Consider the following 23,319-nt stretch of genomic DNA (forward strand, 5'->3'; position numbering starts at 1 on the left):
CCTATACGAACAGGAACTCAATGAGTTCCTGTTTTTTTTTGCTATATACTTCCACATGCTCAGTATATGATACCAATATGATAGGCTAGTGATAGGCAGTTTTATAGTACTTTTAAGCCGACCACATGCCTATCATATGCCGACCACAAGCCGACCACCCAAATTCCAGAACAAAAAACACCATATAAAAAGGGCTGTTTCTACATAAGCAGAAACAGCCCTTAATCATAAATATCTTTAATTTTTTACTTATAAAGCAAATATCTTGTTCACAGCATTAATCGTGTGATCTAAATCTTCATAAGTCAGTGCATCTGTGATAAACCAAGTCTCATATGATGAAGGTGCAATATATACTCCCTCAGCTAATAGCCCATGGAAGAACTTCTTAAATGTATCATTATTACCATACCCAGCAGTATCAAAATCCACAACTTCTCTCTCATCAAAGAATACAGAAATCATAGATCCTACTCTATTAATGGTATAAGCCACATTATTATCACTTAATACTTTTCTAATTCCTTTCTCTAAGTAGGCTGTTTTTTCCTCAAGGCGGTTAAACAACTCTGCATCTTTATTAATCTCTTGTAGCATAGTTAGACCTGCTGCCATCGCTAGAGGATTTCCTGATAATGTTCCTGCTTGGTAAACTGGCCCTACAGGAGCAAGGTAATTCATAATGTCATTACGAGCAGCAAATGCTCCTACTGGCAAACCTCCTCCGATAACTTTACCAAATGTAACGATATCGGCATTTACCCCAAATAACTCCTGTGCTCCACCTTTAGCAAGACGAAATCCAGTCATTACCTCATCGAATATTAATAGCGTGCCATGTGTATCACATAATGCTCTTAATCCTTCTAAAAATCCTTTAGCAGGAGGTACACACCCCATATTACCAGCGACTGGCTCTACGATGATAGCAGCTACTTCTCCTTTATTTGCTTCTAAGATAGACGCTACATTAGCTAAATCATTATAAGTAGCTAATAAAGTATCTTTAGCTGTACCTGCTGTTACACCAGGGCTATTCGGAGATCCGAAAGTTACAGCTCCACTACCTGCAGAAATCAAGAATGAATCTGAGTGTCCGTGGTAACATCCTTTAAACTTAATTATCTTCTCTCTATCTGTATATCCACGAGCTAAACGTACCGCACTCATACATGCCTCAGTACCTGAATTTACAAAGCGAATTTTATCTATATTTGGAACCATAGATACAGCTAACTCAGCTATCTGTGTCTCTATCTCTGTTGGCATACCAAAAGAAGTTCCTAGTTTTGCTTTTTCGATTACTGCATTAACTACTGGTTCATATGCATGCCCTAAGATCATTGGTCCCCATGAGTTAATATAGTCTATTAGTCTATTGCCATCCTCATCATATAAATATGCTCCTTTAGCTTCCTTAACGAAGATAGGAGTTCCTCCGACAGATTTAAAAGCACGTACAGGAGAATTCACTCCACCAGGTATTACTTTCTCAGCTTCTGCAAAAAGCTTACTACTTCTTTGGTATAACATATTATTTAATTTTTAAAGTTTGTCCTATTGATATTGTGTTATTTGTCAATTTATTCATCTTCTGTAATTGTTCTACAGTTAGATTATATCTCTTTGATATATTATACAGCGTGTCACCTTTAGCTACTATATGTACTGCTTCTTTCTTTTTTGAAGTAGTCGTAGTATTTTTAGAAGAAGATTTGTTATTAGATGTACTGGCTACACTAGTAGACTCTGTATAAGTAGGAGTTGTTCTAGGTCTTGGCCCAGTAGACTTCTTATTTAATACTTGAGCATCATACTCATATAACTGATAGCGCTCTATCAAACTAATCAATTTATCTGCATATTTAGGATCTGTGGCATACCCAGCATTCTTAAGTCCTCTAGCCCAGCCTTCATAATCATCCTTATCTAGTAGAAACAAATCACTATATCTCCCACGATTAGTCAAAAAAAGTGAATGATCATTATAAGATTCTTCTACTGTATTATACTTTCTAAAGCATTCATCTGGAGCATCATCAGTATGACGTACAGATTCTCCATCCCAATTCTGATGACATTTAATACCGAAGTGGTTATTGGCGTTTCTACTTAATGTACCTTGTCCAGAACCTGATTCTAATACCCCTTGAGCCAACTTTATACTAGCAGGGATACCGTGAGTCGACATATTCTCCCTAGCTGTCCCTTCATACTTAAGGATATATTCGCGTATGTTATCACTTGTCACACTTAGTCTTGATGTCGCTTCTAAGACCTCGCTGTCATTTCTCTTCTTTTCTACTTTCTTCTCGACTTTCTTTTTATCAGCTTCAGTTTTTTGCTGTTGTGATCGATATTCAGATTTAGAGACCAATTCTTTCTCTTTTACTTTAGTCCCAGTAGGTGCGGGGTATCTACTAGTTGTTAAAGCCTTGCTCTTAGGCATTGGAGGTTTCTTGCTAGCACAGCTAACAACGAACATAATACAAACAAAAAAAATGACTCTTTTAAACATAAATCGATATTACTTAATTTTAATCTTCTCATTCCAACCTTGTAGTCCTCCTGTGTGGATTACAAGTATTTTACTTCCTTCTTTAAACTTCCCTTTCTTTATTTCTTCCATTAATCCATACATCATCTTGCCATTATAAATAGGGTCAAACAGCACTCCTGTCTGATTATATAGCTCCCTTAAAAAAGATAGCAACTCTTCATTATACTTCGCATATCCTCCAAAGTGATACTCTAAAACCAATTCCCAATTACTCTTAGTGGCAAATTTACGAATATCCTCATATAGAAAATCACCTTTTAGAGCAGGAAAGCCAATAATTGTCTGATTATCGAAAGAACTGTTTATTATACCTGCTATAGTTCCACCTGTTCCTACAGCTGTACACACATAGTCAAACACCTCATCATTCTGTTTCAGTATTTCCTCAGTACCTCTGACAGCCTCTTCATTTGTTCCGCCTTCAGGCACAAGATAAAACTCACCATATTTAGATTCTAAACGTTCGATAATCTCAGGTGTAGCTTTTAATCGGTAGTCGGTTCTACTTAGAAAGCCTAATGTCATTCCATCTTCCACGGCTTTAGTCAGTGTCTCATTTCCTACGTAATTATCTTCTAATTCATCTCCTCTGATAATGCCAATAGTCTCTATTCCACATATACGTCCAGCAGCTGCCGTAGCCGCTATGTGATTAGAATATGCTCCTCCGAAAGTCAATAGTTTACTATATCCTAACTCTTGAGCTTTTAAAATATTGTACTTAAGCTTTCTAAACTTATTACCTGATACTTCATTGTGCAACAGATCTTCTCTCTTCACAAAAACAGTTATACCATTGGGCAAATCTAATTTTAATTGCTCATTATACACATTCTCGTTCTCAAACATTATGTATTATTTCTTAAGAATGAATAAATCTTCCTTGTCTTCAAATATGTTAGATTGTGTTCATTACTATAGGCTTCTACTTCAAACAAAATATGCTTATAAGCTTCCTTAGTATTCTTAGTCAATATGAAATGTCTCATAAAATCAATCACATACCAAACGTAAAAAAACACTATCAATAATTCTAATTGTTGGCGCAAATGTATACGTTCATGATTAACTAAATAAACATTCTTCTTACAATCCTCTGATTTTAAAAGAATAAACGGAAAAAGAGTAATTCCCTCAAATCCCTTAGGCACTAAATATTTACAAATAATCACCATATTCTTTTTTAGAACTTTTTAATAAAGGAGATATTAATTTTCTCCAAGTTTATTACTATCTTCCCATCTGTTTATTACACTCCGTGTAATAAATCAACAACTTAGCAAAAGTACTTAATGATTTTTGCTAATTGTATAGTATTTAAATAAAAAATCAATAACAAACTAAAAAACACAAACATGACTTTTCAAGAACATATTTTACAAGGGATTCCCACTGTATTACCTCCTAAAAAGGAGTATGATCTTACTATTAATCACGCTCCTAAGCGAAAAGAAATATTGTCAGATGACGAGAAAATATTAGCTTTAAAAAATGCGTTGCGTTATTTTCCTAGTGAGAATCACAGTACACTTATCCCTGAGTTTAAAGAAGAACTTGAGAAGTATGGAAGAATATACATGTATCGCTTACGTCCAGACTATAAGATGTATGCAAGATCGATAAATGAGTATCCTGGCCAATGTCAACAAGCTAAGGCCATCATGTTAATGATTCAAAACAACTTAGACTATGCAGTAGCACAACACCCACATGAATTAATCACTTATGGTGGTAATGGAGCTGTATTCTCTAACTGGGCACAGTACTTACTAACGATGAAATACCTAGGAGAAATGACCGATGAGCAAACACTTGTAATGTACTCAGGTCACCCGATGGGTTTATTCCCTTCTCATAAGAATGCTCCACGTGTAGTAGTTACTAATGGAATGATGATACCTAACTACTCTAAACCTGATGATTGGGAGAAATTTAATGCATTAGGTGTAACACAGTACGGTCAGATGACCGCAGGTAGTTATATGTATATCGGCCCACAGGGTATCGTACATGGTACCACTATCACTGTGCTTAACGGAGGTCGTAAGATTTCTAAGAATGGAGAAGGTCTTGCTGGCAAATTATTCGTTACTTCAGGATTAGGAGGTATGAGTGGTGCTCAGCCCAAAGCTGGTAATATCGCTGGATGTATCACTGTCTGTGCAGAAGTAAATCCTAAAGCAGTACACACTAGACACTCTCAGGGATGGGTAGATGAAGTAGTGACGGATATGAACTCGTTAATTGCACGAGTTAGAAAAGCACAAGAAAATAAAGAAATAGTATCTATCGCTTATCAAGGTAATGCTGTAGAGATATGGGAGGAGTTTGATAAAGCTGATTTATACATTGATTTAGGTTCTGATCAGACTTCATTACACAATCCTTGGGCTGGTGGATACTACCCAGTAGGTGTATCTTTTGAAGAAGCAAATGATCTAATGGCTAATAACCCTGTCAAATTTAAAGAATTAGTACAAGAATCTTTAAGACGTCAGGCTACAGCAATCAATAAACACACTGCTAAGGGAACATACTTCTTTGATTATGGTAATGCATTTTTATTAGAAGCATCACGTGCAGGTGCTGATATTATGGCACCTAACGGTATAGACTTTAAATATCCTAGTTATGTACAAGATATTATGGGGCCTATGTGTTTTGACTATGGATTCGGACCATTTAGATGGGTATGTGCTTCTGGTAATCCAGAGGATCTAGCGAAAACAGATAAAATAGCGTGTGAAGTATTAGAAGAGATGATTAAGAACTCTCCTGTAGAAATACAACAACAGATGGCTGATAATATTCGCTGGATAAAAGGTGCACAGGAGAACAAACTTGTCGTTGGTTCACAAGCGCGTATATTATATGCTGATGCTGAAGGCCGTATAAACATCGCTAGAGCATTTAACGATGCTATTAAAGCAGGAAAGATTGGGCCTGTCGTATTAGGTAGAGATCATCACGATGTATCAGGTACTGACTCACCATACAGAGAAACTTCTAATATATATGATGGTTCTAAATTCACTGCAGATATGGCAATACACAATGTCATAGGTGACAGTTTTAGAGGTGCAACGTGGGTATCTATACACAATGGTGGCGGTGTAGGATGGGGAGAAGTGATTAATGGAGGTTTTGGCATGTTACTTGATGGTACTCTAGATGCACAGAAGAGACTAGAATCAATGCTCTTCTGGGATGTAAACAATGGTATAGCGAGAAGAAGTTGGGCTCGTAATGATGAAGCGATTTTCGCCATTAAAAGAGCAATGGAAGTAGAACCTCTTTTAAAAGTAACTATACCAAACATAGTAGATGAAAACTTATTAAAATAACAATTAAAAAAGTAAACTCATGAAGGCTATTAAATTATTACCATTAGCACTATTAATGTTATTCGTAACATCATGTAGTAGCGTCAGAGTAACAGCTGACTATGACAAAGCTGTTGACTTCAATCAATACAAAACATACGCTTTCTTTAAAGAAGGTATAGACCAAGCTCAGGTTAATGACTTAGACAAAAAGAGAATCTTAACAGCAATAGATAATAATCTAACAGCTAAAGGATTTACTAAGACAGATAAAAACCCAGACTTCGTTATCAATATCTTTACGAAAGCGAAGCAACAAGTAAACGTAACAACGAATAATAATTTCTATTCTCCTTACGGATACTACGGATGGGGATGGGGACCATACTGGGGACCTAATAATACAACAGTAACAACGTCTATCGAGGGTACTTTATACATCGATATTCTAGATACTAACAAGAAAGTATTAATTTGGCAAGGTATAGGTACTGGATATTTAGACAAATCTCCTAAACCTGAGAAGAAAGAACAACGTATCAATGACTTTATCGAAAAAGTCTTAGCGAAGTTCCCTCCTACTCTTGATAAGAAGTAATTAAGAAGATCTAAAAAGCAAAGGCTCGATTCTGATTGAATCGAGCCTTTGCGTTTATCTGCTATTTCATAAACAGTAAATATGGCTTATAAGGCATACCAAATATTGTATTCCTATCCCGCTAACAACCATTAAACATCACTTATTAACATACTTGTTGCAAAGAGCAGTTCTTTTAAAATTCCTACATTCCAAAAATAATCGCTGTTAATCACTAATACTTTTTGTTATATTTACAACAAACAATAACAATTTCATTTATGAAAACACAAGAATATGAAAGTAACGACTTGATCGAAAGATTACCACAACATTTGAAACAATTTATCAAACCGCAAAGCTATCAAGACTATACACCTATTAATCAAGCTGTATGGAGGTATGTAATGCGCAAGAATGTTGATTATCTATCTAAAGTCGCACACGAATCATATCTTGAAGGTTTAGCCAAAACAGGTATCTCTATCGAGAGCATCCCTAGTATGTATGGGATGAATAGAATACTAAAAGAAATAGGCTGGGCTGCCGTAGCAGTAGATGGCTTTATACCGCCGAACGCCTTTATGGAGTTTCAGGCTTATAAAGTTCTTGTTATTGCATCTGATATTAGACAATTAGAAAATATAGAATATACTCCCGCTCCGGATATTATACACGAAGGAGCAGGACACGCACCTATTATCGCTAACCCGGAATATGCAGAATACTTAAGACGGTTCGGAGAGATAGGATGTAAGGCTATTTCGTCTGGTAGAGACTACGAGATTTACGAAGCGATACGTTTATTATCTATTCTTAAAGAAGCTGAAGGTGTAGCAGAAGAAGAAATAGCAAAAGCAGAACAACAAGTAGAATATTTACAAAGCATTACAGAAGCTCCTTCTGAAATGGCATTAGTACGTAACCTTCACTGGTGGACTGTAGAGTATGGTCTTATTGGAACAATTGATAACCCTAAGATATATGGTGCAGGATTACTATCTTCTATCGGAGAGAGTGCGTGGTGTATGACTGATAACGTGAAGAAACTTCCGTACAGCATAGAAGCTGCTACACAAGGATTTGACATCACTAAACTTCAACCTCAGCTATATGTAACTCCTGACTTCGCTTACTTAAGCGAGGTACTAGAAGAGTTCGCTAATAAAATGGCATTGCGCAAAGGTGGGTTAATGGGAGTGAATAAACTAATTGATTCTAAAGCTTTAGGAACGATAGAACTTAACACAGGGTTACAAATCTCAGGTGTATTCACGCGTGCTATCGAGCACGAAGGCAAGCCTGCTTATGTTCAAACCACTGGTGTTACTGCATTAGCGTATAGAGAGAAAGAATTAGTAGGACACGGAACCGAGACTCACCCTCATGGTTTTGGGACTGCATTAGGTCGCCTAAAAGGAATCAACTTAGCTATCGAAGATATGAGTCCTAGAGACTTAAAAGCTTATAACCTATACGAAGGCAAACCTGTAACATTAGAGTTCGAGGGAGGTATCACAGTATCGGGAACGAATATCACTGGTATTCGCAACATACACGGTAAGATTATCTTGATTAGCTTTAGCGACTGTACAGTAAAGCACGGTGATGAAGTATTGTTCCAACCTGAATGGGGAACGTATGATATGGCTGTTGGAGCTAATGTAATCTCTGCGTTCTCAGGACCTGCAGATTATAACAGTTTTGATTTGATTAATCACGTCCCTTCTAGCCAAACAATAAAAGCAAAGAGAGACGAAAAGAAGATAAAGCTTGAGAGCTTATATCAAGAAGTTAGAGTTACGAGAGAAGAAAATAAAGCTGCTAATCTAGACCTTATTTTAGATACTATAAAGGAAGATTATGCTGCTGACTGGTTGTTGACAGTAGAAATACTAGAACTAGCTAAAAAGGCTTCTAATACAGCATTAGCCGAAAAAGCAATGAGCCACCTAACATCTGTTCAAAGTAACAGACCTGAGGTAGCTCATTTAATCAAAGACGGTATTGAGATAATCAATAAAAGCTTATAAAGCCATATCGAAGACCAAGTCTTTGTCTTGTTGTATCACATTACCTTGATACTCTAGTTTCCATCCTAAAGTTTGGGTAACTATTAATATTTTAGAAAGTTCACTTATAAGTCGATTCTCTGCATTCGATTTTAAAGTGGACTTTTCTATTTTAGCTTCTAAGTCTTTCTTAACCTTCGCATTAATCTTGTTATAATCATCCCCTTTAAAAGGATTAAACGTACTCTGCTCTACATCGAGTATTTGATAATCTGGATAGATCTGCACTTCCGCTTCTGGAATATATAACAGCTGTACTACCTTATTCTTCTCATCTATCTGATACTTCAGTTGACTCAAATCATAAGACACTGTCGCTTTAGCATTGACGATTACAACAGCCTTTTTATCAAAAGAAACTAGATTCATCAGATATTTCTGTTGATCTTTATAAGTCATCACTTGAGAGAAAGTAGCCTCTGTCACCACTAATTTACTCACATTCTTTAACTGCTCTTGGATCAAGGCAGTGTTATATTGCATATCATCGCTCTTTGCTTTAAAAAGGTAGTTATACACTACTACCCCTGAAAACATAAAAAAGAGCACTACAAATATTCCGAAAACTACACGTAACAACTTTCTCATAATTATCTAAAACTCATAAATGGATATTTCTCTAACAAGTAATCTATTTTCTCTACTAATGTATCTAAGAATGCTAAGTGCTGCTCTGCCGTAGGGTTAAATGGTCTGTGATTTAAACCTTTCTGTACATCATCTACCTTTTGCATTATCGGATACATATCTGGATGAATCCAAATAGTATTAAAACGCTCCCATACATAATCTATTGCTAGCTCATTAGGGTGTAGCATATCTGCTTTATAAAAGCGGTAATCTCTCAGCTCATCCATCACGATCTCATAAGACGGGAAGTAATTTACAGTTCCCTCACTCTGCTGATCTAACACATCGTGAAGTGCAGTGAATAGTACTGATTTACTTCTCTGATTCTCTATGATACCATCTTTAAAATGTCTCACAGGAGATACTGTAAAGACTATTTGTATCGTAGGGTTGATTGTCTTTACTAATGTAATAATATTAGATAGACTAGCACATACCTCATCATAAGAAAGTAATCTCTTCTTAAAGTTACTCTGAGCTACTTTATGACAATTAGCAACTACCATACCTGACTCTATGTGCTCATACACCCAAGCCGTACCTAGTGTAATATATAAGAATGTACTCTCTCTTAGAGCAGTCTGCAAGTCAAACAACTTTACATTTAGTTTCGTCACAATATCCTCTTCGTCTAACTCATTCAAATCAGAATGGGCGATAAAGCTACTCCACACTTCATTATGACAGAACACATCTTCATTTGTAAACTCGTGTCCATTAACAGCATATTCTATCACACGCTCTATCGCGATCGGGTGAAATAGAATACCGAATGGATTTACTACACTCTGAAACTGATAGTTCTTAAGCTTATCACTTATATTAACAGCAAAACAAGATCCCATAGACAAGATCTTATCGTCATACTTAATTCTATCTTTTGCCACTTTTATGGGCACTACTGTACTAAACTTCATATCCAACTATCTATTGAACCTTAAATCCACAACTACCATTTACTGCGAATTAATTCTACTTCACATAGCTTCAATTAGCTCTTAAACCACACTACAGTGTGCTTTAATCACTAATCTTACTCTGTTTTGTATAATTTATTCTCGTTTAAACGTTTTCTGCGTATTTAAGGTTGTATAAAAAAAGATTCTCAGTTGAGAATCTTTTTTTATCTATATCAATACTATTTTAAGTAATCTTTAGCGTGTGCTATAGCTTCTGCCATACCTGCTGGGTTCTTACCTCCTGCAGTAGCGAAGAACGCCTGTCCTCCACCTCCACCTTGGATGTACTTACCTAGCTCACGTACGATAGTACCAGCATTAAGACCTTTATTCTCAACTACGTCTTTAGACACATAGCAAGTCAACATCGGTTTATCATTCGCTACACTTCCGAATACTACATATAAGTTAGAGAATTCATTACCTAACTCATACGCTAAATCTTTAGCACCTGAAGCATCTAAATCAACTTCTACAGCTAAGAAAGAGATACCATTTACTTCTTGAACTTGACCTTTAAGGTCTCCTTTTAAGTTCTTAGCTTTCTCTTTTAATAACTGCTCTATTTGTTTCTTTAGTTTCGCGTTTTCATCTTGAAGAGTTCCTACAGCTTTTAAAGTATCTTGTGGATTCTTTAATACCATCTTAATCTCTTTTAGCAAGATCTCTTGGTCTGTGTAGAACTGACGAGCACCTTTATTAGTAATCGCCTCGATACGACGGATACCAGCTGCTACAGCTCCTTCACTTACTATTTTAAACTGCCAGATATCACTAGTATTTGTTACGTGAGTACCTCCACATAGTTCCATACTCTCACCAAACTTAATAGCACGTACTTCATCTCCGTATTTTTCACCGAATAAAGCCATAGCTCCTTCTGCAATAGCCTGAGCCATTGGGATACTTCTACGTTCTACTAAAGGCAAGTGATCGTGGATTCTATCATTCACGAAAGCCTCTACTTGTGCTAGTTCCTCCTCAGTCACTTTTGCAAAGTGAGAGAAGTCAAAACGCAAGTGTGTAGGTGATACTAATGAACCTTTTTGTTCTACATGCGTACCTAATATAGTGCGTAATGCTTGGTGTAGTAAGTGAGTTGCAGAGTGGTTAGCCATTGATTGCTTACGTGCCTCTACATCTACTTTAGCTACTAAAGAAGCTTCTACATTAGCAGGAAGTTCTCTAACGATATGTAAGATTAAGTTGTTCTCTTTCTTTGTATCGATAACTTCAATAGTTTCATTAGCAGATACTAATACTCCGTTATCTCCTACTTGACCTCCTCCTTCTGGATAGAATGGAGTAGCATCTAATACGATTTGGAATAACTTACCGTCTTTTTTACTGTCTATTTTTCTAAAACGAGTAATCTTTACTTCGTTCTCTAATTGATCATATCCTACAAATTGTTCTACGTTACCTGGTACTAATACAGTCCAGTCATCTGTAGATACCTCTGATGCTGCACGAGAACGTGTTTTTTGTTCTAGCATCGCAGCGTCAAATCCAGCCTCGTCTAACTCAAATCCTCTTTCTCTTAAGATAAGAGCTGTTAAGTCAATAGGGAATCCGAATGTATCATATAATTCAAAAGCTTTCACTCCTGAAACTACTTTACCTTCTGTCTGAGCGATTACATTATCTAATAAGTGCAACCCTTGATCTAACGTTCTTAAGAAAGAAGCTTCTTCTTCTCTAATCACGTTCTTCACTAAGTCTTTTTGACTTGTGATTTCTGGGAAGAACTCACCCATCTGTGCACTTAGTACATCTACTAACTGATAGATAAACGGTTCTTTCTTATCTAAGAAAGTAAATGCATAACGAATAGCACGACGTAAGATACGACGGATAACATATCCTGCACCTCCATTAGAAGGCAACTGTCCGTCAGCGATAGCGAATGCTACTGCTCTAACATGGTCAACGATCACACGGATAGCGATATTTATCTTCTCTTCTTCCTCATCCTTAGCTTTCATTGTGTATTTACCACCTGTTAGCTCAGATACCTTAGCGATAAGTGGAGAGAATACATCTGTATCATAATTAGACTGTACACCTTGAAGCACCATACATAGACGCTCAAATCCCATACCTGTATCTACGTGTTGAGCAGGAAGTTTCTCTAATGAACCATCCGCTTTACGGTTAAACTCCATAAATACGTTGTTCCATATCTCTACTACCTGTGGGTGATCACCGTTCACTAGTTCGTGACCAGGAATAAGTGCTTTCTCATCAGCATTACGGATATCTACGTGTATCTCAGTACAAGGTCCACAAGGTCCTTGATCTCCCATTTCCCAGAAGTTGTCTTTCTTATTACCCATAAGGATACGATCCTTACCGATTAGACCACTCCAGATGTCATAAGCTTCTTGGTCGAAAGGAACATTCTCTTCCTCACTACCTTCGAATACCGTAACATATAATATATCTTTAGGGATTTTATATACTTCAGTTAATAATTCCCAAGCCCAATTAATAGCTTCTACTTTAAAGTAATCTCCGAAACTCCAGTTCCCTAACATCTCAAACATCGTGTGGTGGTATGTATCGATACCTACCTCTTCTAAGTCATTGTGTTTACCTGATACACGAAGACACTTCTGTGTATCTGTAATACGGTTACTTTTAGGCTTGGCGTTTCCTAAGAAAAATTCTTTAAACTGGGCCATCCCAGAGTTATTAAACATTAAAGTTGGATCGTCTTTAAGAACGATCGGCGCAGAAGGTACTATTATGTGACCTCTCTCTTCAAAAAAGCTTAAAAACTTCTGACGAATTTCTTGTGATTTCATATCCTTTGGAAACTAAATTCTTGTTATTAAATTCTTATTAGTAGGTTACTCGCTTACTTGTTAAACATATTATAAATTAACGAATAACCCGATTTTATTTTACTCTCTTTGGTACTTAAACTATCAATATAACGAAAACATTTTTTAAATTTGTTAGCTAACCAATGATAGCACTTCTTTATTGAACCAAAAAACGATAGTGCAAAAATAGTGTTTTTTTAAAAATATGGCTAAGGTAAAATATTATTACGACCCTGAAAAATTAGCGTTTCTAAAAATACGCCCTAAAAAGTTTAAACAGATAGGTAATATTGTCTTGTTTATGCTGACTGCTGCTATATTTGGCGTTATGGGATTATTCTTTTTAATTAACAGCAATATCCTAGAAACTCCAAAAGAAAAGAAGCAAGCTAGAGAAATAGCTGAATTTAAAACCAACTATACACTTCTGAATAAGAAACTTGATCTTATCACTGAAGTATTAGATGAACTAGAGGTACGTGACAACGATATATATAGAGCTTACTTTAACACAGCTCCTATTCCTGATGAGCAACGCAAGTCAGGTCTAGGTGGAATTAACAGATACCGTACCTTCGTAGGGTTAAACAACGAAAGATTACTGACAGAGACGAACACTAAGATGGACAAACTTCTAAAACAGGTTGCCATACAGTCGCAATCTCTAGATGATATCATCGCACTCGCTAAGAAAAAAGAAGAGTTCCTCTCTTCTATTCCAGCGATACAACCTGTCAAAAACGAAGATCTTAAGCGCATGGCTTCAGGATATGGATATCGAAGTGACCCATTTACGAAGATCAAAAAGTTTCACTCTGGTATGGACTTCTCTGCTGAGTTAGGAACTCCTGTATATGCGACAGGTAACGGTAAAGTAATCCGTGCGAATAATGAACTATCGGGTTATGGTAACCTAATAGAGGTAGACCACGGATATGGATATCTAACACGATATGGTCACTTAAGTAAATACCAAGCGAAACCAGGTCAATCTGTTAAACGCGGTGATATCATAGGATATGTAGGAAGTACTGGACGTAGTTCTGGACCCCACTTACACTATGAAGTACACTATCAGGGTAATGTAGTAAACCCGCTTAATTACTACTATGGGGATATCTCTGCTAAAGAATTTGAACTTCTATCGCAAGAGGCGAACCAAGAAAACCAATCTCTTGACTAATGGAATTAAACTTACCTGATAAACGCTATTATAGCATCGGTGAACTAGCGAAGGCATTTGATGTTAATGCTTCACTATTGCGATTCTGGGAGAAAGAATTTGATATTATCAAACCTAGAAAGAACGCTAAAGGCAATCGTATGTTCACGCCACAAGACGTGCAAAACCTTCAACTAATCTATCACTTAGTGAAAGAGAGGGGATTCACACTCGATGGGGCAAAAGAACATATGAAAAAGAATGCTAAAGATATTATGGATAACTTTGAGATCATTCAAAAGTTAGAAGGTATCAAAGCAACATTATTAAGTATTAAAAATGAACTCTAAATAAAAAAGAAATGAAAAAAGCGTTACCTATTATTATCGTATTAGTTGTCCTTATCGGAGGATATTTTATGATGTCGATGAACTATAACAACTCTGCATTAGTATATAAACAAGCTACTGATAAATCTTGGGCTGATGTACAGGGTGCTTACCAACGTAGAACAGACCTTATCGGTAACTTAGTGAGTACTGTAAAAGGAGCTGCTGACTTCGAAAAATCAACATTAGAAGCTGTAGTAAACGCGCGTGCTAAAGCGACTTCAGTAACTGTAGACCCAACAAATATGACTCCTGAGAAATTACAAGAGTTCCAACAAGCACAATCTGGAGTATCTAGTGCTTTAGGTCGTTTATTAGTAACTGTAGAGAAGTACCCTGATCTTAAAACAAATCAAAACTTCTTAAAACTTCAAGACGAACTAGCTAGTACTGAAAACCAAATTTTAACGCAACGTACTCGTTTTAACGATGCAGTAGCTGCATACAATGGTTATGTATTAAAAGTACCTGCTAAATGGTTCTTAAGTGAGTACAAAGAAAGACCTTTCTTCCAAGCTGAAGCTGGATCAGAGAAAGCACCTGAAGTAAAATTCTAATCTAATCAACTATGAGCGGGCTAAGAGACTATCTAACCAAGACAGACGAAGAGGAAATCGTGCTAGCAATAACGCAAGCAGAGAAGAACACTTCTGGAGAAATAAGAGTACACATCGAGACTACATCTAAAAAGCCTCCATATGAGAGAGCACAAGAGGTATTCTTCGAACTAGGAATAGATAAAACTGCTGCTAGAAATGGTGTGTTATTCTATATCTGTACGACCTCTAAAGCTTTCGTGATATTAGGAGATCAAGGAATAGATGATAAAGTCAAAGTTGAGAATTTCTGGGAAGGAACAAAAGAATTAGTGATTAACCACTTTAAGCAAGGACTGTTTAAACAAGGGCTAGTCTATGGAATCCTTAAAGCAGGAAGTCAACTAAAAGAACATTTCCCCTCTTCTGACGAGAATAAAAACGAATTACCAAACGAAATATCTAAAGCATAAACACCAATGATCAAGCTAATATTAAAAGCATATCATTTCGTATTAGTGATTATAGCCTTGCTGTTATCACAATTCACTTATGCTCAATTTGATGTACCTGAGAAGCCATCGTTTCAGACTTCAGTCTATGACTATGCAACAATCTTAGATGCTAATCAAAAACAACAATTAGAACAAAAGTTAATAGCATATAGCGACTCTACTTCTACCCAAATAGTCTTAATTACCATTCCTTCTCTTAAAGGAGAAGACATCGGTATGCTAGGTCCTAAATGGGGACAGGAATGGGGTATCGGTCAAAAAGGCAAGGACAATGGTATTGTAATCTTAATGGCTGCTAAAGAGCGCAAGATAGGTATCTATCCAGGCTATGGTGTAGAACATAAGATAACTGCAGGGCAGGGTGGAGAAATCATCCGTAACATCATTATCCCTGAATTTAAAAGAAACGACTACTACGCTGGACTAGATAAAGGTACTGATGCAGTATTCGAATTACTAACTGGAACTTATCAAGCAGATAAGAATGTTCGCTCAGAAGGAGAGAATAGCATAGGAGGTCTTTTATGTTTAGGTGTTATTATCTTTATGATCGTATTCGCTATTATAGCTAGCAATAAAAATAACAAAGGCGGTGGCGGTGGTAATCATCGCAATCGCAATGTAGCAGGTACCCTACTTGACATCTTAGTACTTAGTAGCCTTGGCGGTGGAAGCAGCAGAGGCGGAGGTAGCTTCGGTGGTGGCGGATTCGGCGGAGGAGGCGGTGGCTTCGGAGGCGGATTTGGCGGAGGTGGATTCTCTGGTGGAGGATCTAGCGGTAGCTGGTAAACATTTTAAACAAATAATACATAAGCAGGTAATATAGCTCTCAACTAGAGTTTATATTACCTGCTTTTTTTTATACTAGTACATTTCTAATCATTACATATTAACAACATCGTGCATCCATATTGACAGCATTAAAAAGGTTGTTTTAATGGACTCACTATGGACTCATCATGGACTCACTCAACATCAAATAAAAAAACAAGAGGATTACAACTGTTTTTGCAGTCATAACCCTCTTGTTTTATTTAATTCTATTATTTGTTACAATCTAATAACTCATCGCTCTCATTGGTCTACTTCCTCCCATTCTCCCTTTATTGCCTTTATTTTTAGTTCCTGCAAACTCATTTAGTTTATACGTTATAGAGAACATCGCATATCGCTTAAGCACTAAGCTCTCTGAATCTACGATCTGCATGGGGTCTATAGTACGCGTACTACTTGTATTCTGATTCAACACATCATATACCTTTACTTTTGCGCTAAACTTATCTTTATAAAAGTCATACGCCAAGCTGATATTCCACATATAGAAGTCCTTCTTAAAACCAGAAGCAATCTGAGAATTAAAATTATAAGCAAAGTCGTTACCAAAAGTAACTTTCTTTGGCCAATATGAAGTCGTCTGTATATTAAATCGATGCGTGAAGTTAGACGCTTTATCCACAGAGAAATTAGTATAATTAGTAGTATTGTGATTATAGTTATAAGAAGGTTTAATAGATAACCATTCACCATAATCATACGTTAGATACACACGAGGACCTATTGTATTACCAGTAGCAGTATAAGTGGCCCCATCTATATACCCATTACTCACTGTCTGGTTATATCTAAGCATAATACCATATCTCAATGCGTGCTCTCCCCACTTGCTATTCTTAAACCAATCTCCTGTGATTCCCCACTGATAATTACCCTGAATATTCTTATAGGTAGAGATTGCTTTCTTATCTTCATCATAGATCACAGAGCCTACGATACTGTTATCATACATACTCACATTACCCGAGATACTATACCCCGCTCTTGTCTGGAAATTATATGAACGATAACTTATATTAGCATTATGCTGTCCTCTCGGTTTAAGATCAGGATTACCTATCGTAGTGCTTAATGGATTAGAAATATCTGTAATATCTAAGAGCTGATTAGCACTCTGATAACTCACATCATAACGATAGATAGCAAATAAACTGTTATCCTTAGACAGGCGATAATTAAACATCGCATTCACATTCGGATTTACATAACGTGTATCTAAGTTATACCATTTCTCGTTATATAGAGCCGTAGCTGTATTCTTAACTATCTGGGTATTCGTAGTCACATTAATGTTATACTTATTCTTATTAAGAGCGAAATTCACATAAGGCGACACAGTGTTACCAATGGTTGTATACCTATTTGTTTCTAATACATTCAAATCAGTATATCCCTGTTCTTTCTCATTGTAATTAAATACTTGGAGATCATTTATACTCTGTCTTCTACTCCACTCCGTACCTACAGATATACTTAACGAATCTGTGATAGGCTGTGTAAATTCTACAGAGATACCATAATTATCTGTTGTACTATTATCCTGTCTATACTGTCTACGCCAGTCATCTGCTTTATCAGATTGGTAAAACTGAGTTAGCGATTCTCTCAATGCATCATTAGTTGAGTTTTGATTAGAATTATTCATCTCAACACTAAAAAATTGCCCTTTCTGTTTAAGTTTTCGAGTATAGCGAGCTGAACTACCAAAACTAACAGAGTTGCTCTTAGATGAGTTAGTCGATGTACTGCTATTCAGTTTATCTCCATTCTCATCAAAAGACATTTGATCACTATTACTATTAGAGTAAGTGTGGTCCTTACTAAAATTTGGACTAAAATAGAAGGCGTCTTTCTCACCTGTGTAGTCGACAGACAGATTCCCCCTGTGTCCTTCGTTCCCACCTAATGAAGCCGAATTAGAATTAGTACTAAACTGCCCTGAAGGCAAGAATTTAGTGCTTGAAGATTTGTTTGCCTGCTCAGTCTCTGCGAAGTTATAGTCATAACTACCATTGACCTTTAATTTATCAGACACATCCTCTACAAAGTTAAGTCCAAACATACGCGACTCCGTTAATCCCCCACGAGAACGCCCTGTACGCATATTATCAAATACCTTATCCATAGAGAACCCTACGGCATTAATATTATTAGCAGAACCTATCACGCTAACTTTTCTACGCTTATTAAAGGTATTTAAGAACAGTCCACTCTCATAATGATCTTCTGTTCCATATCCACCAGAAACTCTTCCAAAATGCCCTTTATTCTTATCTTCGTCTATGGTAATATTAATACTCGCATCGTCAGATCGACTTTTCTCACCAGTAAATTTCTCTTTCTTAGTCTTCTTATCAGTTATCTGCACTTTCTTGATAATCTCAGCAGGAAGATTCTCTAGAGCAACTGCTCCATCTTCATTAAAGAAAGGCTTGCCGTTAACTAATATCTCGTTAACAGGTTTTCCATTGACAGTGATCTTCTTATTCTCATCAAGTTGTACACCAGGCAAATTCTTTAAGAGCTCTTCTAGATTAGCATCAGGGCGAACCTTAAAAGAAGAAGCATTAAACTCTAAGGTATCTTTCTTTATGCGAATAGGCGGAGCCTCCGCTACAATGACTACTTCATCTAGCTGGTTGCCATATTCTCTTAAAATAAGTGTTTTGAGATCGATATCTTCTGATATTCCTTTATCAAACTTCTTGGTAAAATCTTTATACCCTACCATCGAAATTTTAAATATCGCAGGCTCACTTACTTTATTAAATGCTAGTTTAAAGTTCCCCTTAGCATCTGTCATTGTATATTCTACTAGAGTAGAATCACGCTCTTTAGAAAGATAGACTGTTGCAACCTCTATAGGCTTTTTAAGGCTATCTAGTACAGTTCCAGTCATATTCACCGTACTTTGTGAATAGACATTCACAAAGGATATTACTAGAAGTAAGCTCAGAAATTTTCTCATAAAAAAAGCGGTCAATGTTAGTACACAAAGACCGCTTGATTATATAAAATATATTATCTACTATTTTTGACGGAAATAAATCTCAATAGGCACACCACTGAAGTTGTACATTTCTCTTAACTTATTCTCGATATATCGTTTGTAAGGGTCTTTGATATATTGTGGCAAGTTAGCAAAAAATACGAATTGTGGCGTAGGTGTAGGCAATTGCATACAATATTTTACCTTGATATATTTTCCTTTAATTGCTGGAGGTGGCGTGTGCTCTACTACAGGCAACATTGCTTCATTAAATTTAGAAGTCGAAATTCTCGCTTTTCTATTTTGGTATACCTCTACAGCAGTTTCTAACGCTTTTAACAAACGTTGTTTAGTGATCGTAGACGTAAATATAATAGGCACATCTGTAAATGGCGCTATTTCTTCGCGAATTCTATCTTCATACTGTTTAGCAGTCATTGTATCTTTATCAACTAAATCCCATTTATTAACAAGGATTACGATACCTTTTCTGTTTTTCTCAGCTAACCAGAATATACTTTGATCTTGTCCTTCGAACCCACGTGTAGCATCGATCATCAAGATACATACATCACTGTGTTCGATAGCTCTCACAGATCTCATTACTGAATAGAACTCAAGATCTTCTTTTACTTTTGCTTTTCTACGGATACCCGCAGTATCTACTAAGTTAAAGTCAAAACCAAACTGAGTAAAACGCGTATCAATAGCATCACGTGTAGTACCAGCTATATCAGTAACGATATAACGATCCTCACCGATAAGTGCATTGATAAAACTAGATTTACCAGCATTAGGACGACCTACTACACAAAAACGTGGTAACTCTTCTTCATCTGCTATATTCTCTTCCTCTGGTGGTAAAGCTTTGATAACTTCATCTAATAAATCTCCTGTACCACTACCACTAATACTAGCGATAGGGAATACCTCACCTAATCCTAAGTTATAGAATTCGTAAGTATCATCCATACGTTTAGAACTGTCTACTTTATTAACAGCTACTAATACAGGTTTAGTCTCTTTGCGCAATAGACGAGCTACTTCAGCATCCATTGGTGTGATACCTTCTTCTACATCTACTACAAATATTATTACATCCGCTTCCTCTATCGCTAGAGTAACTTGATGTCTAATCTCTCCTTCAAAAACATCGTCAGAACCTTTCACGTATCCTCCAGTGTCAATCACTGAGAACTCACGTCCGTTCCACTCCGACTTGCCGTAGTTTCTATCACGTGTCACTCCACTAACCGAATCTACGATGGCGTCTCTTCTTTGAATCAAACGATTAAAAAAGGTTGACTTTCCTACGTTTGGTCTACCAACTATGGCTACTATACTACTCATAAATATTTTAAATATGTCGCAAAGTTAGTGTTTCAATGCGATATTATACTGATTATTTTACTATTCCTTATTTCTTTTGGTTATATCCGAAACGACGTAACTGATAGTCGTTAGATCTCCAATCTTTATTCACCTTCACAAAAAGCTCTAAGTGAACTTTCTTTAAGAAGAACTTCTCCATCTCCTCTCTAGCCGTGATACCTACACGCTTAAGTGCAGAACCTTTATGACCGATAATGATACCTTTTTGGCTATCACGCTCTACCATAATCACAGATCTGATACGTATAATAGTCTCGTCCTCTAAGAACTCTTCTGTCTCTACCTCTACTGCGTATGGTACTTCCTTATCATAGTTAAGCAATATCTTCTCACGAATAATCTCATTTACGAAGAAGCGCTCATCCTTATCAGTAAGAGAATCTTTAGGGAAATAAGGTGGTGATTCTGGCAATAACTCGATGATACGTTCATATACCGCCTGTGTATTAAACTTCTCTAAAGCAGATATCGGGAATATCTCAGCATTTGGAACCTTCTCTCCCCATAGTGCTATCTGTTCTTCTAATTGAGTTTGATTAGATTTGTCAATCTTATTAAGCAACAATATTACAGGTACCTTAGAATTATTAATACGAGTAAAGAAATCCTCGTCTTTTAATTCCTTCTCACCTATCTCTACCATATAAATTAAAATATCAGCATCCTCAAAAGCAGTTTTAACGAAGTCCATCATTGACTCTTGTAATTCGTATGCAGGTTTAATTATACCAGGTGTATCCGAAAACACGATTTGATAATCATCTCCGTTTACTATCCCTAATATTCTATGTCTAGTAGTCTGTGCTTTAGAAGTAATGATAGACAATCTCTCACCTACTAAGGCATTCATTAATGTTGATTTACCTACATTTGGATTACCAATAATGTTAACGTAACCAGCTTTATGCGTCATATTATTTAATTTTTTCAGTGGCAAAGGTAGCTTATATCAATGACATAGGAAAAATTAAATAAACTTTATAACAACACTTTATATATATTTAGGTTTTAAATATTCATTGAATATATTGCAACATATAAGTAAAAGGACAAAAATAAAGAGTAAATACTATGATAGAAGAGCATAATAAACATTGGTCTAAAGTAGAATATCTACACGAAACAGTGAAGAATCCAAACATACATATTAAAGGAACAACAAGTTATTATAGCAATGCTTGGTCAGGTAACTTTGAGGAAAGTGTTGTGAGATATTTATATGGAGATGAGTATAGTCTTCAGACTTGGGAGCCTATATGGCATATTGATCAGTTATATATAGGATCTCACGTCTGCATAGCGGCAGAAGTAGTAATCTTAATGGGTGGTAATAATACACATCGTACAGATTGGTTTAGCTTATATCCCTTCATCGAGACAATACAAGAATCATATCAAGCTAAGGGAGACACAATTATCAGTGATGGAGCTTGGTTAGGGATGCGTTCTATGATTATGCCAGGCATTAAGATAGGTGAAGGCGCTATTATCGCCTCAGGAGCTGTCGTTATAAAGGATGTGGAACCTTATACTATAGTAGCAGGTAACCCAGCTAAACCTATAAAACAGCGATTCTCAGAAGAAACAACAAAAAAGTTAATCGATTTAAAAATATATGAGTGGCCTGAAGAGAAGCTAAACAAGTTACTTAAACAACTATGTTCCAACGACATTGAATCACTAATTAACGCTCATCACAGCTACAATCAAGCCTCAGAGAATAAATAACTGTAAAAAACAATCAAATATTAAGGCAACTAGTTTGTGAATTCCGAATATTCGTTCTATATTTGCACCACAATAACGCGGGATAGAGCAGTAGGCAGCTCGTTGGGCTCATAACCCAAAGGTCACAGGTTCGAGTCCTGTTCCCGCTACTAAGTCAAGCCACTTTTAACGAAGTGGCTTTTTTTATTGTATAAACTTTTATACCTTTCCAACTCAATACACCTACTTATGAAAGTTTACATATTCAGAGAAGTTCTAAATGAGTTAATATCATACTTCCTTTTAGGGGATCTTCACACCTTAAAAAACTACAAAGACTTAAATCAACTTCCTGATAACTTAGCCAAGAGTTTCACAACAACGGATATTGGGGACAACGTGGTAGCAGAAGGTATAGTAATCCCTCTTGCTAACATAGTCAACTATCCTTATACCATAATATTTAATCTGTCAGACGACACTCCTATACTTCTTCATAAAGAAAATGACCTTCAAGTAAGACAGTGCAGTTATATACTTAAAATAGAAAGCGGCAAGGTATATCTATACTCTTGGCGTGCATTAGAAAACTTCACTAACGACACGATAGAAGCAATTAGGAATAAACCTTCTATAGAATTAGAGAATGGATGGTATAAAGTAGAAATACTTGGAGGGCAAACTAAACAACCAAGTCTTGAGAATAGTAACATTTGTTATATGGAACCCACTCTTGAGTTTATCTTCACACGTATCCCTAAACAACAAGAATGTACTGCAGATATTTACCACTCATATGAACTACATAGTGACGAATACTAACTGATAAGATTAGAAGACCAATCC

20 protein-coding genes and 1 tRNA gene are annotated in these 23,319 nt (G+C 36.4%); 11 read left to right on the forward strand and 10 right to left on the reverse strand.

What is annotated here, in order from left to right; translation table 11 throughout:
* Positions 1-249: 249 nt before the first annotated feature.
* The 4 genes from hemL to CF599_RS00890 all read right to left on the reverse strand — a co-directional run bounded on the left by hemL (position 250) and on the right by CF599_RS00890 (position 3,735).
* Positions 250-1,533, reverse strand: coding sequence for a glutamate-1-semialdehyde 2,1-aminomutase (gene hemL, locus CF599_RS00875; protein ID WP_121964157.1), 1,284 nt, complete (start codon positions 1,531-1,533; stop codon positions 250-252).
* A gap of 1 nt (position 1,534) precedes the next feature.
* The gene (locus CF599_RS00880) at positions 1,535-2,449 is read right to left on the reverse strand and encodes a glucosaminidase domain-containing protein (RefSeq protein ID WP_121964233.1); all 915 of its coding nucleotides are present in this window, start codon (positions 2,447-2,449) and stop codon (positions 1,535-1,537) included.
* 78 nt (positions 2,450-2,527) lie between these two features.
* Complete coding sequence (locus CF599_RS00885) at positions 2,528-3,409, reverse strand: 1-aminocyclopropane-1-carboxylate deaminase/D-cysteine desulfhydrase (RefSeq protein WP_121964158.1); 882 nt, start codon at positions 3,407-3,409, stop codon at positions 2,528-2,530.
* The gene (locus CF599_RS00890) at positions 3,409-3,735 is read right to left on the reverse strand and encodes a hypothetical protein (RefSeq protein ID WP_121964159.1); all 327 of its coding nucleotides are present in this window, start codon (positions 3,733-3,735) and stop codon (positions 3,409-3,411) included. Before CF599_RS00890 ends, CF599_RS00885 begins: the two co-directional genes overlap by 1 nt.
* A gap of 180 nt (positions 3,736-3,915) precedes the next feature.
* Here CF599_RS00890 and CF599_RS00895 point away from each other — a divergent pair, with 180 nt between their 5' ends.
* From CF599_RS00895 to CF599_RS00905, 3 genes are all read left to right on the forward strand, one after another.
* Positions 3,916-5,904 carry a urocanate hydratase gene (locus tag CF599_RS00895; RefSeq protein ID WP_121964160.1) on the forward strand — a complete coding sequence of 663 codons (1,989 nt, stop codon included), beginning with the start codon at positions 3,916-3,918 and terminating at the stop codon, positions 5,902-5,904.
* Between the two features lie 19 nt (positions 5,905-5,923).
* Positions 5,924-6,481 (forward strand): DUF4136 domain-containing protein, encoded by a 558-nt coding sequence (locus CF599_RS00900; protein ID WP_121964161.1) that lies wholly within the window; start codon positions 5,924-5,926, stop codon positions 6,479-6,481.
* A gap of 260 nt (positions 6,482-6,741) precedes the next feature.
* Positions 6,742-8,493 (forward strand): aromatic amino acid hydroxylase, encoded by a 1,752-nt coding sequence (locus tag CF599_RS00905; protein ID WP_121964162.1) that lies wholly within the window; start codon positions 6,742-6,744, stop codon positions 8,491-8,493.
* On the opposite strand, the gene CF599_RS00910 is transcribed toward CF599_RS00905, so the two are convergent.
* The 3 genes from CF599_RS00910 to alaS all read right to left on the reverse strand — a co-directional run bounded on the left by CF599_RS00910 (position 8,488) and on the right by alaS (position 12,928).
* Entirely contained in the window at positions 8,488-9,120 is a 633-nt protein-coding gene (locus tag CF599_RS00910) for a DUF4230 domain-containing protein (RefSeq protein ID WP_121964163.1), read from the reverse strand. The genes CF599_RS00905 and CF599_RS00910 overlap by 6 nt on opposite strands.
* A gap of 2 nt (positions 9,121-9,122) precedes the next feature.
* A complete protein-coding gene (locus CF599_RS00915) occupies positions 9,123-10,079 on the reverse strand; it encodes a GSCFA domain-containing protein (RefSeq protein ID WP_121964164.1) in 957 nt (318 codons plus the stop codon).
* Between the two features lie 221 nt (positions 10,080-10,300).
* Positions 10,301-12,928, reverse strand: a complete 2,628-nt coding sequence (alaS, locus tag CF599_RS00920; RefSeq protein ID WP_121964165.1) for an alanine--tRNA ligase — start codon at positions 12,926-12,928, stop codon at positions 10,301-10,303.
* 226 nt (positions 12,929-13,154) lie between these two features.
* Between alaS and CF599_RS00925 the strand changes: the two genes are divergently transcribed.
* Genes CF599_RS00925 through CF599_RS00945 form a run of 5 tightly spaced genes read left to right on the forward strand, consistent with a single transcriptional unit; the run spans position 13,155 to position 16,340 of the window.
* Positions 13,155-14,132, forward strand: coding sequence for a M23 family metallopeptidase (locus tag CF599_RS00925; protein WP_121964166.1), 978 nt, complete (start codon positions 13,155-13,157; stop codon positions 14,130-14,132).
* Positions 14,132-14,461 carry a MerR family transcriptional regulator gene (locus CF599_RS00930; RefSeq protein WP_121964167.1) on the forward strand — a complete coding sequence of 110 codons (330 nt, stop codon included), beginning with the start codon at positions 14,132-14,134 and terminating at the stop codon, positions 14,459-14,461. The genes CF599_RS00925 and CF599_RS00930 overlap by 1 nt, the downstream gene beginning before the upstream one ends.
* Before the next feature lie 11 nt (positions 14,462-14,472).
* The gene (locus CF599_RS00935; protein ID WP_121964168.1) at positions 14,473-15,057 is read left to right on the forward strand and encodes a LemA family protein; all 585 of its coding nucleotides are present in this window, start codon (positions 14,473-14,475) and stop codon (positions 15,055-15,057) included.
* 11 nt (positions 15,058-15,068) lie between these two features.
* The gene (locus CF599_RS00940; RefSeq protein ID WP_121964169.1) at positions 15,069-15,509 is read left to right on the forward strand and encodes a TPM domain-containing protein; all 441 of its coding nucleotides are present in this window, start codon (positions 15,069-15,071) and stop codon (positions 15,507-15,509) included.
* Between the two features lie 6 nt (positions 15,510-15,515).
* On the forward strand, positions 15,516-16,340 hold the full coding sequence (locus CF599_RS00945) for a YgcG family protein (protein WP_121964170.1): 825 nt from the start codon (positions 15,516-15,518) through the stop codon (positions 16,338-16,340).
* Positions 16,341-16,608: 268 nt separating this feature from the next.
* Here CF599_RS00945 and CF599_RS00950 read toward each other — a convergent pair whose 3' ends face one another.
* The 3 genes from CF599_RS00950 to era form a co-directional block, all read right to left on the reverse strand.
* Positions 16,609-19,353, reverse strand: a complete 2,745-nt coding sequence (locus tag CF599_RS00950) for a TonB-dependent receptor (RefSeq protein ID WP_121964171.1) — start codon at positions 19,351-19,353, stop codon at positions 16,609-16,611.
* A gap of 60 nt (positions 19,354-19,413) precedes the next feature.
* The gene (gene der, locus CF599_RS00955) at positions 19,414-20,724 is read right to left on the reverse strand and encodes a ribosome biogenesis GTPase Der (protein ID WP_121964172.1); all 1,311 of its coding nucleotides are present in this window, start codon (positions 20,722-20,724) and stop codon (positions 19,414-19,416) included.
* A gap of 67 nt (positions 20,725-20,791) precedes the next feature.
* A complete protein-coding gene (gene era / locus CF599_RS00960) occupies positions 20,792-21,679 on the reverse strand; it encodes a GTPase Era (protein WP_121964173.1) in 888 nt (295 codons plus the stop codon).
* Between the two features lie 158 nt (positions 21,680-21,837).
* Between era and CF599_RS00965 the strand changes: the two genes are divergently transcribed.
* From CF599_RS00965 to CF599_RS00975, 3 genes are all read left to right on the forward strand, one after another.
* Complete coding sequence (locus CF599_RS00965; protein WP_121964174.1) at positions 21,838-22,494, forward strand: CatB-related O-acetyltransferase; 657 nt, start codon at positions 21,838-21,840, stop codon at positions 22,492-22,494.
* A 76-nt stretch (positions 22,495-22,570) separates the two neighbouring features.
* Positions 22,571-22,643: transfer RNA gene (locus CF599_RS00970), tRNA-Met, on the forward strand.
* Between the two features lie 79 nt (positions 22,644-22,722).
* Complete coding sequence (locus CF599_RS00975) at positions 22,723-23,295, forward strand: hypothetical protein (protein ID WP_121964175.1); 573 nt, start codon at positions 22,723-22,725, stop codon at positions 23,293-23,295.
* The last annotated feature ends 24 nt before the right edge of the window (positions 23,296-23,319 follow it).

Origin of the sequence: Myroides sp. N17-2, from assembly GCF_002286775.1 — a bacterium.
In the GTDB taxonomy this organism is placed as follows: Bacteria; Bacteroidota; Bacteroidia; order Flavobacteriales; family Flavobacteriaceae; genus Flavobacterium.

Coding starts and splice junctions, on each gene's coding strand:
- alaS (WP_121964165.1), bottom strand. CDS start 12,928: ATGAAATCACAAGAAATTCGTCAGAAGTTTTTAAGCTTTTTTGAAGAG.
- hemL (WP_121964157.1), bottom strand. CDS start 1,533: ATGTTATACCAAAGAAGTAGTAAGCTTTTTGCAGAAGCTGAGAAAGTA.
- era (WP_121964173.1), bottom strand. CDS start 21,679: ATGACGCATAAAGCTGGTTACGTTAACATTATTGGTAATCCAAATGTA.
- CF599_RS00895 (WP_121964160.1), top strand. CDS start 3,916: ATGACTTTTCAAGAACATATTTTACAAGGGATTCCCACTGTATTACCT.
- CF599_RS00950 (WP_121964171.1), bottom strand. CDS start 19,353: ATGAGAAAATTTCTGAGCTTACTTCTAGTAATATCCTTTGTGAATGTC.
- CF599_RS00905 (WP_121964162.1), top strand. CDS start 6,742: ATGAAAACACAAGAATATGAAAGTAACGACTTGATCGAAAGATTACCA.
- CF599_RS00900 (WP_121964161.1), top strand. CDS start 5,924: ATGAAGGCTATTAAATTATTACCATTAGCACTATTAATGTTATTCGTA.
- CF599_RS00925 (WP_121964166.1), top strand. CDS start 13,155: ATGGCTAAGGTAAAATATTATTACGACCCTGAAAAATTAGCGTTTCTA.
- CF599_RS00910 (WP_121964163.1), bottom strand. CDS start 9,120: ATGAGAAAGTTGTTACGTGTAGTTTTCGGAATATTTGTAGTGCTCTTT.
- CF599_RS00880 (WP_121964233.1), bottom strand. CDS start 2,449: ATGCCTAAGAGCAAGGCTTTAACAACTAGTAGATACCCCGCACCTACT.
- CF599_RS00890 (WP_121964159.1), bottom strand. CDS start 3,735: ATGGTGATTATTTGTAAATATTTAGTGCCTAAGGGATTTGAGGGAATT.
- CF599_RS00930 (WP_121964167.1), top strand. CDS start 14,132: ATGGAATTAAACTTACCTGATAAACGCTATTATAGCATCGGTGAACTA.
- CF599_RS00915 (WP_121964164.1), bottom strand. CDS start 10,079: ATGAAGTTTAGTACAGTAGTGCCCATAAAAGTGGCAAAAGATAGAATT.
- CF599_RS00975 (WP_121964175.1), top strand. CDS start 22,723: ATGAAAGTTTACATATTCAGAGAAGTTCTAAATGAGTTAATATCATAC.
- der (WP_121964172.1), bottom strand. CDS start 20,724: ATGAGTAGTATAGTAGCCATAGTTGGTAGACCAAACGTAGGAAAGTCA.
- CF599_RS00945 (WP_121964170.1), top strand. CDS start 15,516: ATGATCAAGCTAATATTAAAAGCATATCATTTCGTATTAGTGATTATA.
- CF599_RS00935 (WP_121964168.1), top strand. CDS start 14,473: ATGAAAAAAGCGTTACCTATTATTATCGTATTAGTTGTCCTTATCGGA.
- CF599_RS00885 (WP_121964158.1), bottom strand. CDS start 3,409: ATGTTTGAGAACGAGAATGTGTATAATGAGCAATTAAAATTAGATTTG.
- CF599_RS00940 (WP_121964169.1), top strand. CDS start 15,069: ATGAGCGGGCTAAGAGACTATCTAACCAAGACAGACGAAGAGGAAATC.
- CF599_RS00965 (WP_121964174.1), top strand. CDS start 21,838: ATGATAGAAGAGCATAATAAACATTGGTCTAAAGTAGAATATCTACAC.